At 53.7% G+C, this 13,289-nt stretch carries 13 protein-coding genes; 5 read left to right on the forward strand and 8 right to left on the reverse strand.

Going from position 1 to position 13,289, the window contains the following annotated elements:
- Positions 1-246 precede the first annotated feature (246 nt).
- From R2940_08760 to R2940_08775, 4 genes are all read left to right on the forward strand, one after another.
- A complete protein-coding gene (locus R2940_08760; GenBank protein ID MEZ4599866.1) occupies positions 247-1,473 on the forward strand; it encodes a hypothetical protein in 1,227 nt (408 codons plus the stop codon).
- Entirely contained in the window at positions 1,451-2,155 is a 705-nt protein-coding gene (locus tag R2940_08765; GenBank protein ID MEZ4599867.1) for a phosphoribosylanthranilate isomerase, read from the forward strand. Before R2940_08760 ends, R2940_08765 begins: the two co-directional genes overlap by 23 nt.
- 343 nt (positions 2,156-2,498) lie before the next feature.
- A complete protein-coding gene (locus R2940_08770; GenBank protein ID MEZ4599868.1) occupies positions 2,499-3,533 on the forward strand; it encodes a zinc-dependent dehydrogenase in 1,035 nt (344 codons plus the stop codon).
- A 109-nt stretch (positions 3,534-3,642) separates the two neighbouring features.
- Positions 3,643-4,446 carry a 2-amino-3,7-dideoxy-D-threo-hept-6-ulosonate synthase gene (locus R2940_08775; protein MEZ4599869.1) on the forward strand — a complete coding sequence of 268 codons (804 nt, stop codon included), beginning with the start codon at positions 3,643-3,645 and terminating at the stop codon, positions 4,444-4,446.
- 24 nt (positions 4,447-4,470) lie between these two features.
- On the opposite strand, the gene R2940_08780 is transcribed toward R2940_08775, so the two are convergent.
- From R2940_08780 to R2940_08790, 3 genes are all read right to left on the reverse strand, one after another.
- A complete protein-coding gene (locus R2940_08780) occupies positions 4,471-5,082 on the reverse strand; it encodes a phosphate propanoyltransferase (protein ID MEZ4599870.1) in 612 nt (203 codons plus the stop codon).
- A gap of 90 nt (positions 5,083-5,172) precedes the next feature.
- Positions 5,173-6,060: a DUF4105 domain-containing protein gene (locus R2940_08785; protein MEZ4599871.1), complete on the reverse strand. Its 888-nt coding sequence runs from the start codon at positions 6,058-6,060 to the stop codon at positions 5,173-5,175.
- Between the two features lie 84 nt (positions 6,061-6,144).
- Positions 6,145-6,684, reverse strand: coding sequence for a DUF3800 domain-containing protein (locus tag R2940_08790; GenBank protein ID MEZ4599872.1), 540 nt, complete (start codon positions 6,682-6,684; stop codon positions 6,145-6,147).
- A 371-nt stretch (positions 6,685-7,055) separates the two neighbouring features.
- Here R2940_08790 and R2940_08795 point away from each other — a divergent pair, with 371 nt between their 5' ends.
- The gene (locus R2940_08795; protein ID MEZ4599873.1) at positions 7,056-7,967 is read left to right on the forward strand and encodes a cation diffusion facilitator family transporter; all 912 of its coding nucleotides are present in this window, start codon (positions 7,056-7,058) and stop codon (positions 7,965-7,967) included.
- 82 nt (positions 7,968-8,049) lie between these two features.
- Here the strand turns inward: R2940_08795 and R2940_08800 are convergent, their stop codons facing one another.
- From R2940_08800 to R2940_08820, 5 genes are all read right to left on the reverse strand, one after another.
- The gene (locus tag R2940_08800) at positions 8,050-9,204 is read right to left on the reverse strand and encodes an ATP-binding protein (GenBank protein ID MEZ4599874.1); all 1,155 of its coding nucleotides are present in this window, start codon (positions 9,202-9,204) and stop codon (positions 8,050-8,052) included.
- Positions 9,201-9,668 (reverse strand): transposase, encoded by a 468-nt coding sequence (locus R2940_08805; protein MEZ4599875.1) that lies wholly within the window; start codon positions 9,666-9,668, stop codon positions 9,201-9,203. The genes R2940_08800 and R2940_08805 overlap by 4 nt, the downstream gene beginning before the upstream one ends.
- Before the next feature lie 792 nt (positions 9,669-10,460).
- Positions 10,461-11,186 carry a hypothetical protein gene (locus R2940_08810; protein ID MEZ4599876.1) on the reverse strand — a complete coding sequence of 242 codons (726 nt, stop codon included), beginning with the start codon at positions 11,184-11,186 and terminating at the stop codon, positions 10,461-10,463.
- A 68-nt stretch (positions 11,187-11,254) separates the two neighbouring features.
- Positions 11,255-11,692 (reverse strand): hypothetical protein, encoded by a 438-nt coding sequence (locus R2940_08815; protein MEZ4599877.1) that lies wholly within the window; start codon positions 11,690-11,692, stop codon positions 11,255-11,257.
- A gap of 109 nt (positions 11,693-11,801) precedes the next feature.
- Complete coding sequence (locus tag R2940_08820) at positions 11,802-13,289, reverse strand: hypothetical protein (GenBank protein ID MEZ4599878.1); 1,488 nt, start codon at positions 13,287-13,289, stop codon at positions 11,802-11,804.

The raw sequence follows: 13,289 nt of genomic DNA on the forward strand, positions 1-13,289 counted from the left end.
CGGTTGACTGCCGGCCGCTCTCTGATCAGCCCCATTCCCCAACAGGAATGGGGCTGATTTCAGTTACGGTTTGACACGCTTCCTCGACACGGGTAATATGCCATCCATTTAAAGAGCTTATTAATCCTCTTTTTCCGACAGCATTAAAGGGATCACAAAGGAGAACCACGGGTCTGTGGCGGCAGGGATTTGCCACGGCGGACCAATTCGGATCGTTATCAAACCAGCAGGGGAGGACGGAGCGTCATGGAGAGCAGCAAGGCGGCTGTAAATTTGAAGCCCGAGAAGCAGAGCCTCGAAATCGGTATCATCGGAGGACCTTTCGACCGGATCACCACTGTCCTGAGCGAATTCGAGCCGGGGCAAAAAGACTTTATCCGACCCCTCGAAAGTTTCGGAGTGACTCCCCGCACGGTTGCGGAGGTGGCCGAGAGGGAAGTCGAGATCAGGGTCCCGGCCCGGCTTCACCCCACCGTGCTCGACATGAACCGCTTCAACCTGCAACGCGCCGGCGGCGGGGGGATCGGGATCGGCATCCAGGTCTATTTTCACGCCCGGGTCCGCTCCCTGAAAGCGCCGGAATTCCTCGTCAGCGGCGAACGTACCCTGATCATGGAGCATTTCTGCCATATCTTCAAAGAACTGCTCGGCTATCGGGGCGGATTCGAGATCGAGCTGCACGACCATAAACGCCGCCATGTCGGCCTCGGCTCCTCAATCGGCTCAATGGTCGCCGCCTGCATCGGCATCAACGAGGTCCTCGGCCGCCCCTTCAACGGTCGCGAACTGCGCCGCATCATCGGCTATCACTCCTGCGAGGAAAGCCCCAACAACAACGGCTACCTGATGCCGGCCTTCGAAACCGGCATCGGCGCCATGGTCGGGGTCAATGGCGGCTGGATCCTCGGCACTGACGATCTGGAAATGGTGTACCGGGTCCCCCTCCCCGACACCAAATGCATTGTTTTCATCCCCGACGTTCCCAGTCTCGAAGACGAGTTCCTCGGCAAGGAGACCGCCGCCGAATCGGAAGTCGAGCTGCTGCTGCGCCGCGCCCGCTATCTCGACTCGATGCAATCGGGCGTCAAGTCGCAACTGGTCCTCTACGATATGCTCCCGGCCATGATCAAGGGCGATCTCAAGGCCATCGGCGATGCCATGTTCGATCTCACCTTTCTCGGTTCCAAGCGCGCCGAGTGCGAGCAGCACGGATCCCACGGCGCACCGGTCTACAACTACATCAGCACCTTCCGCGAAATCGGCGCCGAGGTCTCCGGCATGAGTTCGGTGGGGCCGACCATCTTCGCCCTGACCCGCAGCGACGACACCTACCGGCGCATCCTCCGCTATCTCGAATCCCAGGGTATTCCGAAAAGCCGCATCATCGAAACCGCCGTCGACAACATCGGCAGCCGGATCATCGAAAACGGCGTGGAACGGGTCTTCGCTCATGACGGCTGGCTGCACTGTTAAGCTGTGCGGCACAACCAGCCGCAAGGATGCCGAGCTGGCCGCCAGGGCCGGCGCCGACTGGTTCGGGGTCGTGGTGGAGGTCGGTTTCTCGCCCCGCTCGCTCAGCCTGGAGGCGGCCCGCCCGCTTTTTCATGATCCTCCGATCCCGGCCGTGGCACTTGTTTTCGAAATGGCTGAGCCGCGTGTGCGGGACCTGATGGCGGAGTTGAACCCCTGTGCCGTGCAGTTTCTCAGCCAGGAGGATCCGAACCTGCTGCGCCGCCTCAAGGATGACTTTCCGGGGGTGCAGCTCTGGCAGTCGATCCATCTGCCGCCCGCCGGGGTTGCCGTTTCCCGCGAGGAGGTGATGGCATCGGTGCGCAGCTACATCGACGCCGGAGCCGATCTGCTGCTGTTCGACACCGCCGCCACCGTCGACGGCAGAAAAAAGTACGGCGGCACCGGGATGATCGCCGACTGGCAGGTGATCCGCGAGACCCTTGATCAGATTCGCGGCGAGGTGCCGGTTCTGCTCGCCGGCGGAATCGCTCCGGATAATGTGGCGGCGGCCATCGAAGCGGTGGCCCCTGATGGGATCGATCTCTGCTCGGGGGTCGAAGCGCAGCCCGGGCTGCGGGATCCGCTCAAGGTCGCGGCGTTGATGAGGGCGGTACGAAGCGACCGAGGTCAAATAATCAGCTGAAAAACAGGGCAAAATCTACTTCGCCGGTCCCGGCCGGCAGCCGGCTAACTTTCTTTTCAAGGCCGAAAAGAAAGTCAGCAAAGAAAAGGCCTTGCACTTGCAGTGGGCGTCACCAGTCAGCAAACCTGCAGTCGCGCTGGCAAACGCGTTCGGCTCAGGTTTCTGCCGGCTTTTTCACTCCTGCGAGAAGTTCGGTGGAAGTCAGCCTTTTCCCCTCTTTCAACCCGGCGTTAAGAGGCTGCTTGTTGAAAGGCAAAAAACCAAAACAAATCTGCCCGTTTCTAATGTGGGCGGCACATCGTTTTTGCCTTGACCATGTTGAATCAGAAAAAGGAATGAATTTATGAAAGCCGCTGTGGTACACGGCAAAAACGATATCCGCATCGAGGAATACCCCAACCCGACAGCGGGGCCGGGAGAGATGGTCGTCCGCATCAAGGCTTCGGGAATCTGTGCGACGGACATCAAGACCCTGCTCGGTCAGGGGCTGCCGAAGCATCTGCCGACCATCCTTGGTCATGAGGTGGTCGGCGAAGTCCATCAACTGGGGGGTGGGGTTGCCGGGTATGCGCCTGGCGATCGGGTCGCGGTCTATCCGATAGCGGTCTGCGGCGAATGCGTGTTCTGCCGCAAGGGGCGGCACAATCTCTGCGAAAAGGAATTCGGTCTCGGCCACGGCATCGACGGCGGCTTTGCCGAATACGTCCGTCTGCCGAGGGAGATCGTCAATATCGGCGGCGTGGTCAAAATCCCTGACAGTCTGTCTTTCGAAAAGGCCGTGATGGCCGAGCCCCTCTCCTGCGGCCTGGCGGCCCTGCGGGCAAACCGGGTTCAATCAGGTGATACCGTGCTGATCGTCGGAGCCGGACCGATGGGTCTGATCCACCTCAAGCTGAACAAATGGGCCGGGGCCCGGGTCATTGTGACCGATCTCCTGGATCGCCGGCTGGCGGTTGCGCAGCAGATGGGGGCCGATCTGTGCATCGATGCCAAGGGAGGGGATCTGGCGCAAAAGGTCGCGGAAGCCACCGGGGGCGCCGGTGCGGAGGTGGTCATTGTCTCCCTGGGGATCCCCGCGGTGATCGAGGAGAGCCTCAAGCTGGTGCGCAAAGGGGGCACCGTCAATATCTTCGGCGGCCCTCCCGCCGGGCAGCCGATCACCGTCGATCCGCGTTGGCTGCACTACCAGGAGATCGTCCTGACCGGCACCTTTGCCGCCACCCCGGACGATTTCCGTCGCACTCTTGAACTGATCGCCGAGGGGGAGCTCGAAGTCGAGGACCTGATTTCCGATCGCTTCACCCTCGACAGCATGCTCGATGCCGTCGAGCGGGCCAAGAATCAGGAGATGATCCGGGGGATTGTTCTGTTCGAATAGAAGGGACATCCTGCTGCACTTATTCAAGTCGCCGCAGGATCGACCAGGCTTTTTTCGACCCCGAAACCGATACCGATACCGATTTAGTTCAAATGAAGGAGATAATCCCATGAACGGCATGGAATGGCGCTTGCGCCGCATCATGAAGAAGGAAACCGGCCGCAGCCTGGTGGTCGCCGTCGATCACGGCATGGCCCTCGGGCCGATGACCGGCATCGTCGATCTGAAGAAAACCGTCAGCGAACTCGATGCCACCGGCCTGATCGACGCCTGGCTGATTACCAAGGGGATGTTCACTTACGCCTTCGACCCGACCGGGCAGCCCGGCGTGATATTGCGTGCCAGCGGCGCGGCAACCATTGCCGGACCGGACCTGACCCACGAGGGGATTACCTCGACGGTCGAGGAGGCTCTGTCCCTGGGGGCCGATGCCGTGGCCGTCTCCGCTTTCATCGGCTCGGAGTTCGAACACCAGACCCTGGCCGACACTGCACTCATGGCGACGGCTTGCCGGCGCTACAACGTGCCGCTGCTGGGGGTCATGGGCCTGGGCAAAACCAACGAGGAAAAGAAGAAGGATCCCCGTTTCATCGCCCTGGGCGCGCGGGTCGGCGCCGAGCACGGCGCCGACATCATCAAGACCTACTACACGGAAACCGATTTCGACAAGGTGGTGGCCGGGTGTCCGGTGCCGGTCATGATCGCCGGCGGACCGAAGTGCGAAACCGATCTCGACACCCTCAAGATGATCCACGGCGCCCTGCAGGACGGTGCGCGCGGGATCGTCATGGGCCGCAACGTCTGGCAAAGCCCTCACCCCGCAGCCCTGCTCGCCGCCGTGCAGGGCCTGATCCATCAGAATTTGAGCGTCAAGGAGGCGGCCGAGCTTCTCGACACCCGGATCAAGGGATAGCATCGGGGCCTGTCCCCCTGTAATTCAATCGCCAGGCTCGGGGGCAACCTCGGTGGGGCCTTTGATCAGAATGCCCCAGGCGTCGGGGCCGAGATCCGCGGCGTTGGCTTCATCGGTGTCGAGGTGCATATCGAGCACGTAGCTCTCTTTGACCCGCACCAGCACGTCATCGAAAATGATCCCCCGCTCACCGCCCACCCGCACCATCACCCATTGCCTGTCCTCGACGCCCAGGCGCTTGGCGTCGGCCGGGGTCATGTGGATATGCCGCGCCGCCTGAATCACGCCACTTTCGAGCTCCACTGTGCCTGCTGGACCCTCGAGGCGGATGCCGGGAGTGTTCTCGATCTCACCTGAAGCGCGAATCGGCGCATCGATGCCCAGCTTGAACTCGTCGGTGCGCGATATTTCCAGCTGCGTCTCCGGGCGCTCCGGGCCGAGCACGCGCACGCGCTCGATGCGGCCTTTGGGCCCGCAGACATTGACCGTCTCCTCGCAGGCGAATTGTCCGGGCTGGCTTAACGCCTTCTTTGGCGTAAGCTGATGGCCGGCGCCGAAAAGCGCCTCCACATCCTTGCGACAAAGGTGAACATGACGCCCGCTGGCACTGATGGGAATACGCAGTTCTTCACTCATCGATAGACTTTCTCTTGGCGCCGCGCGATACAAGCGCGGCCGTTGCAGTTATCGACCACATGGAGGGACGCTGGAAAGCAAGGCAAGCGGTCAGTTGCCCGGCCCAGCGCAAGGCTGCACCAACCTTCCCTGGTCCGCCTCCGATATTCGGCAGATGCCGGTGTGCCGAATCCCTTTGGAAAAGTTCTCATCATCCGGATCCACGCCGGCGTCCACGACCGCCTTCCGGCGCAGTTCCTCCAAGCCCTCATTGTCCCGTATCCAGCCCCGTTCCACCGCGAAATCGTCGGCAAACCCGGGCAGTAGGATCCGATAGTCCAGAATATTCTTCCAGAAACGGTGGTCGGGATCGTAGCGTAGCAGGCTGGTGGTGCAATTGTCGAAGAGAGTGTTGTAAAAAGATGGTTTTTCCCGGAGCGTGCGGACGTCCTGCATCATGCCGGCGAACACCCGTCGGCCTTGAGCAGCGGTCAACTCCAGGGGATACAGCAACACCCGCTGGCCGCCTACATGACTTCGCACCCCGATAATATCCCGTTCGGTGCCCAGCACAATTATTTTATGATAGCGCCGAAACAGGCCCGCAAGGGGGGAGTAAGTCTGCTCCGGTCGTTTCCGCGCTTCAACCGAGGCCACCAGGTACCGGCCATCCTCGAATTCGAAACTCAGAAAGCTGTGCGCGAAGCCGTAATCCGTAAAATGCGACAGGCCGAGCCAGACCCGCTTCAGGTTGTTGGGAGAAAATTCCTGTTCCAGATAGCGGGCGCGCCCGATGCTTTTGTCGGGGAGATAACTGAAGTCGCGAATGTTGCGCAGGAGGTAACGATGACCCTCGATTTGCACGTCGGGAAGAAGCTTCTGGGCTTCCTGCCATTCCCCTTCATGGGTCGGGGTGGTGAGGAACAGGCCTGCCAGTACGACAGCGCCAACCAGGGCGATAAAGGTAAATACTTTAGTCTTTTTCTTCCATGCGGACATTCAGGATCGTCGCCTCTCGGTTTGGTGCAAGAATGGAAGGCCCTAATCCTACCCCTTTCTGCGGCGAACAATATTCTGGAGTCATCAGCACCGACGATACGAATCGGTAAAGCTTAGGTCGCCCTCTAATAGGGTCAAAATGTTTTTGTCGTGTTCTTTTTGTTCGTCAAAAACAACAAGTGTTTTCCCCTTGTTATTTTTTTTTGTTTTCTGAAGCCTTTCGACAGCAAGCACAACGTTCATAGCGCCAGTTTCGTAGGGGTGACAAAGATTCTTTGAGATTGTGCAACCAGCCTCTTTTTGATCAAAAAACTTCTTTGTGTCGATTGGGCACACAATGTATTTGCAGACCCGCTCCTGCGCCCACACCAAAATCAGTTCGAAAACCCTGTCTCTTACTTCAGGGGGAACATTAGCCCAACTCTTTCTGCCACGATACGCTTCACTTGCTTTCAATTCTTCAAGTGGGATGTTACGCTCTTTAAGAATCTGCAGGATTTCAGCGTGCTCTCTCTGAGTTTTAAAGAGCTTTGTCGTGTCCGTGAGAACACCACACAGCACTTCCACAGGCTGCTCTGGGTTATATTTCTTTCCGCAATGACCACTCTCATCGACATAGCACATGTACATAAAAATACGTCCTTCTTATTCTCTAACAGTGGGATACGTGGAAAATAGTGCATCAATATCACCCTTATAGCAGGCACAATTTTCCACATATCACGATATTAAACGGGTAAAAGTGGAAAAAATCCCCTCGATTATTCCACCTGCTGATATTAGAGAAAGCTCTTATGAAAAACAAGATTAAAAAACTTGTTTTCATCCGGCTTGAATCCCTGGCCTTCCTCCCCGCCCGGCCCCTCCGTCCCAACCCAGGAATAAAAATCCGTTTATGTTGACTCACTCATCCTGCATGGTTGAGAATGGATCGATTTTTTCAGACAATCGATTTTTGAAATGCTGTTGAAATTTTTTTCAGGAGGTTCCGCCCCATGTCCTTAGGTCACGCAAATCCTGTCAAAGCTATCCTCTTTGCTTTTGCCGCCAATCTCAGCATCGCCCTGGCCAAAACCGTCGCCGCTCTGTTTTCCGGGTCGAGCAGCATGATGGCCGAGGCGATTCATTCCTTTGCCGATACGGGGAATCAGGTGCTGCTGCTGATCGGGCTGCGTCGGGCCGGGCGGCCCTCCGACCTGGAGCATCCCCTGGGGTACGGCAAGGTCAGCTATTTCTGGAGTTTTATGGTCGCTATCATGCTGTTCAGCATCGGCGGCCTTTTTTCGGTCTACGAGGGCATTCACAAGCTGCATTCGCCGGAGCCGCTGAACCATCTCTGGCTGGCGCTGCTCGTGCTGGGTGTTTCCATCGCCCTGGAAGGGGTGTCCATGGCCGGCTGCCTGCGGGAAATCAACAAGGTCCGCAATGGGAGAAGCCTCTGGCGGTGGATCAACCAGAGCCGCAGTTCGGAGCTGATCGTCGTTTTCGGCGAGGATCTGGCGGCTCTGCTCGGTTTGGTGATGGCTTTCTGCTTTCTGGTGGTTGCCGGCATCACCGGCGACACGCGGTTCGATGCCGCCGGCTCCATCTGCATCGGGACCTTGCTCATCGTGGTCGCCGTGTTCGTGTCGATCCGGGTCAAATCCCTGCTCATCGGCCGCAGTGCCGAACCCGAGTTGGTCGCAGCCCTGGAGGCGGCAATCAGCGGTGATGATGATATCCGGGAAGTATTCCATGTCATCACTCTGCAGATGGGGGCCAAGGTAATGCTGGCGGCCAAAATCGGCATGCGGGAGGGGCTGACCATTGGAGCGGCCTGCGAGAAGATTAACGAGTTGGAGGCCGAGATCAGGAAAAGTTTCCCCGAGATCGGCTGGTGTTTCATGGAGCCGGATGTGCGGGATTGAAACGTTGCTCGCCGGAAGATGGGAAAAATCCGGATTTGTGCGTTTTTCGATCGCGCCTTTGGAGGGGAGAGGATCTTCAGATTTATTTGCTTTCCGGCATGTTCAGCAAAAACCGCCAGGCAGGCACCACGTCAATCTTTCCGGCCTCGACCTGTATCTGCTCCTCCTCGTTACGGGTCACGATGATGCCTTGCGTGAGTTTCAGTTCTGTCATGGCCTCGGCCAGCGCGGCGGTTTCCCGTTTGCGGGTTTGCGGGTCGGCCATCGACTGACAGACCTGAACAAGCATGCGGGGCGGCCCCTGGCGCCCGGCGAGAAAATCAACCTCCCGGCCCGCCTTGGTCTTGTAGTAGAAGATATCCGGCGTAACCCGGCGAAGTGCGGTGAACACAAGGTTTTCCAGCAGATGACCCGAGTTGACCAGAATGCCGGAGCTGATTGAAGTCACCATCGCGTGGTCGATGCAGTAAATCTTCTTTGGATTGGTATTGGCCCTGGCCAAAGAAGCGTCAAAGATGCGCACAGTGAAAAGAATATAAGCATCTTCGAACCATTCGAGATAATCGGATACGGCGGATTTCGGCGCTTTGTGACCCAGAGATTTCAGATAGCCGGTCAGGTTGTTGACGGAATAGAGGGACCCCGTATTGTCCACCAGCCAATGCGCCAGATCCGTGATCGCCTTGGGGTGTGAGATATCATGGCGCTCGATGAGGTCGCGGAACAGCATGGCGTTGAAATATTCCTGGTGGGTCTTGATTCGCAGCATGCGGTCCAGGCCGGCAACTTCGGGAAAGCCGCCGGTTTCCCAGTACTCTTCGAATGCTTTCTGGATGGTCAGGCGTTTTTTGGTCGAGAGTGGGGCGTCGCTCTCGATTCCTTTGTAATCGAGAAACTCCCGGAACGAAAACGGGAACATTTCCCAGGAGAGTGCTCGTCCGCGCATCTGCGTTGCGATCTCTCTTGAGAGCATTTGAGCCGATGACCCGGTGATGTACACCTCGCACTTTTCGGTTCTCATCAAACGCTCGACGAAAGGCTCCCATCCAGGCACGACCTGGATCTCATCGAAAAAGCAATGAACCATCTCGACGTGCTTTTTTTCCGGATAGAGCGAGAAGTAGGCTTCCAGAATCACGCCCAGGTTGTCGTGTTGCAGATTGTGCAAACGATCATCGAAAAAATTCAGATAGAGAATGTTCTGACGGGAAACACCTGATTCCTGAAGCTTCTTCATGAGCTGTGGTACCGCTGTTTTGTCTGCATCTGTTCGGCGTAACCACTCTCCGGCCAATCGGCCGGATCATCAACCACCCCGGCTCGGACCATGTTCAGATCGATGTAGGTCAAGCATCTGGCAAAATGATGGTCGGAAGCAACGGCCGTCGCATGATAGCGGTCTTCCCAAAAGGCCCCTTTGCGTTTTTTCCTTTGGTTGAATTCCTGGGCGACTCGCCCGGCGACCAGTTGCATGCTTTTGGGAATCGCGTTGTTCCCTCTATCTTTGACCAGCAGGTGGATATGATTAGAAGTAACCATGTAGTTCAGGATACAGAGTCCGTATCGCTTTTTGGCCTCGAACAGCCACCTGAGCCAAGCCCTACGGTCAAAGGCGAATTTAAGGAGAAAATCCTGCTTGTGACATCGATGGGTGATATGCCAGATATGGCCCGGCAAGAAATATCGATTGGCTCTCGGCAAGTCTTTCCCCCTCTTTGTTCATTTCAGGGTCGAAATGGTGGTTCTAAGGGCAAAATAAAGGCTTGATTTTCGAATTTATGATTATAAACCAACGGCTTGTCCAGGTCCGACCCCAGAGGGAGGAGACAAGTCTTTCCCCCTTTGTTCATTTCAGGGTCGAAATGGCGGTTCTAAGGGCAAAATAAGGGCTTATTTTTCGAATTTTCTTTTACAAACCAGCGCCTTGTCCAGGTCCGACCCCAGAAAGAGGTTCACTCTATCTTTGACCAGCAGGTGGATATGGTTGGAGGTAGCCATGTAATTCAGGATACAGAGCCCGTATCGCTTTTTGGCCTCAAACAACCATCTGAGCCAGGCCCTGCGGTCAAAGGCAAATTTAAGGAGAAAATCCTGCTTGTGACATCGATGTGTGATATGCCAGATATGGTCCGGCAAGTAATATCGATTGGCTCTCGGCAAGTCTTTCCCCCTTTGTTCATTTCATGGTCGAAATGGCGGTTCTAAGGGCAAAATAAAGGCTTATTTTTCGTATTTATTGTTATAAACCAACGACTTGTTCAGGTCCGACCCCAGGGCAAGTTACTCAAGTCTTTCCCCCCTTTGTTCATTTCAGGGTCGAAATGGCGGCTCTAAGGGCAAAATAAGGGCTTATTTTTCGAATTTACTTTTACAAACCAACGACTTGTCCAGGTCCGACCCCAGAGCCCCAGCGCAATCTCTCATCCAACGCCAAGCATGAGGGGTTTAAAAAAGCGGCGCAACCGAAGGGCGCGCCGCTTTTCCCAGTCCCTCTCAATGCTTTTGTTGGGCAAATAATCTCCTATTTATCGAATCGATACTTAATTGTGCGCAAACACGCTGATGGCGAACGGATGAATTTAATCCTTTTTCAATGTATGGTATAGCTCGCTCAGTGCCAATACGACTTAAGGTACCATAGCAACTGATATAATTTTCATTTCCAACTGGTTCTTCTAATAAATTGATAATTGCTGATTCGGCCATAGGTTTAGTGCTACAACTTACAGCGTAGATGCTTGCTCGTTGTATTAGATAATTATCACTTCTGAGAAGCGGAAAGATCGAACTAACGTCTATTGGACCGATCCTTGGCATTTCAGCTATCGCTTCCAGTAAGATAAATTTGCATGAAACATTTGGCTCTCTTAATAAGAGATCCAACAGCTTTTCAGCTAAGAGCATGCTACGATTATTTTTTGATATTTTACCAATTATGTAATATGCAGCACTTTTATGTGTGTATGGCACCCATTCTTGCTCTATATTTGGAGCATTTGGGAGATATTCCAGCAAATCATCAATTATGTATAAATCGTTCAGTTTTTCAGCTATAGCGCATGCAGACCAGCTAACTTGATTTTCTGGATCGACGTTTGGTTGATTTGGAGTAGTCATTTTCTCTATCAACTGCTCTATGTGTTTGTCCATTTTATAATCTTTCTGATGCCCAACGAAAAGCATCACCGGCAGCCAACCGCCGGTGAATCGAGTAGTCATCTTTCGAGAGCCACTTCCGTATCCCTGTCCGGTGGATGCGCTGGTTCGACAGTGTTTCAATTTTTCATCTAGAGATTCTCTAGGTCTATCCAACTAACGTTCAGATCCTCTTCTTTCTCTAGAAAGGAAAACCTGTAAAAATCAGAAATATTTTCTATCAACAGTAAGAGATCATCACCCGATGGTGCTTTGTCTCGATGAAGTGAAACCAAATTCGATATTTTCCCAAGTGCATCAAAATACTTTGAGTTTTCTTCAGATGCTGATTTAATCTCTGCCTCTAATGCCTCAATTCTCTTTTTATAGTGTGTAATTAGCTTTTCATGCAGGCTAATTATGTCATTTTCAGAAATGTTAATTCCAAGATCTGTGTGTCGAGTCCCATTTTTATCCACCGTTGCATCGAAACATATGGCAGAATTTGGCGACCATTCAAAATCAGAGAGTTCGCGCGAGTCAGTCTCGCTCCATTTTTTTGCTGTTTTTGGCCCTCGGAATATTTTCATTCAAGATGACCCTTCCTCAATTTCTCATCAGAAGTATTTTGTCGAACGGGAGCGATAACAGGAAAATTGGCCGAAGGCCAAATTTTCCTGTTAATTGCCTTGATCGAGATTATTCAGCTTGCCCTTGAATCATTTCAAGGCCATCGCGAAAAATAAACATGGTCCAGTACCTAACAGGATCATCACCTTCTGTCTTCCACACACCAGCCTTTTCAATAATATTCGCAATGCTACGGGCTTCTTCAATTGGTACGCCCCACAGCTCCGAAAGAGTCTGTGCAGTTTGGCTTGTCTTTCGCCCTTTCAGAAGTTCGAGTTTGTCTCTGATGCTTGGGTGTTCGGCGAACAAATATTTTTGGACTTTTTCCTTTGAAGCTTCAGACAAAGCCTCCTTTAATGCTCGACGAGTAAAAAGCAATGAACCTTCCGGGTTTTCAGCGCCAACTTCAATAAAATGTATCTGTCGCCTTAAGGCTGCATTGATAAGGTTAATGACATCTCTCGGTGCGGAGTAACCGGCGCTGTCTTGCACGCGACTAATCAGCCAGTCCAGCGTTCTCGGGTTACGTCCCGTATCTACTTGGCCTGGGAACATTTGGTAAAATAATGATTCTTGATAGGATTGCGAAGATCTAATTTTCTCCAAATCAATATTGTATGCCTTACAGATGGCTTCGTTGCTGGAGAACCGCAACATGATAAGATTCAGCAATCCTGCACGGTCCCATGAAATCGTAGTTGCTTTCTGAATATGAGTTGCTTCCCTGAAACCATCTCGCGTAATTGCTTCCCAAATGTCATTTCGTAGAAATATTCGAAGCCGAATTCGGTCGAAGCCACCTAAATCCAAATAGGTTTTGAACAGAGCTCGTAAAGCATTTTCCTCAAGTTTAGGGGATTCCACGAATGCAACATCTAGACGATCAAGAAGAAACCAGAGAGAGAATCCGCTGCTATCGAGTTCCTCATTTGCTTTGTACAGTAGCGTGTCAATGGACTGCACTCCTGTGGCAGCATGATCAGGAGTTGGTTCGGCGAAGGATATTTTGATGCCAGCGCCAGTTATAGATCCTGTTGCATCATTAAATGACAGATTTGGTTCAAGGGAACCAGGGTTGAAGTATTTCTTGATGTAGTTGGAGGCCTTGCCTAAAAATACCCGGAGAGGGTTGGTCTCTAGAAGAAACCCTGAATATTTCAGCGCAGATACTACAGCTTTCCCCGACTCAGTTTGAGCGCCAAACGACTCTATATGCTCACCGATAAGGTTCAGGAGGTACAGTTTCCAGAGGTATATAAAAGACCTTTCGCTTGCTGGTGGGTCCGTCTGGAGAGCACTGAACGCGGTAGCACCTCTAGGGTTTTCCGCAAATTTTAATATAATGTTTTCTTGGAAGAAATCAGGTTCATGGTCGTTTATGAGTGAATAGATAGCACTCTTGCCTGACCCCTTTGGGCCATAGACAACATCGACTTCGCCATGTCGGATTTGTTGCCAGTGATGGGTCTCAAGAAAGTAGTTACGCAAATTGTCTGCTTCAAGTTCGGCAACGGACTCACCAAAGTCAACCGACTTGAGCAATTCAATTTTGTCCAT

This window comes from Syntrophotaleaceae bacterium, from assembly GCA_041390365.1.
Taxonomy (GTDB): Bacteria; Desulfobacterota; Desulfuromonadia; order Desulfuromonadales; family Syntrophotaleaceae; genus JAWKQB01.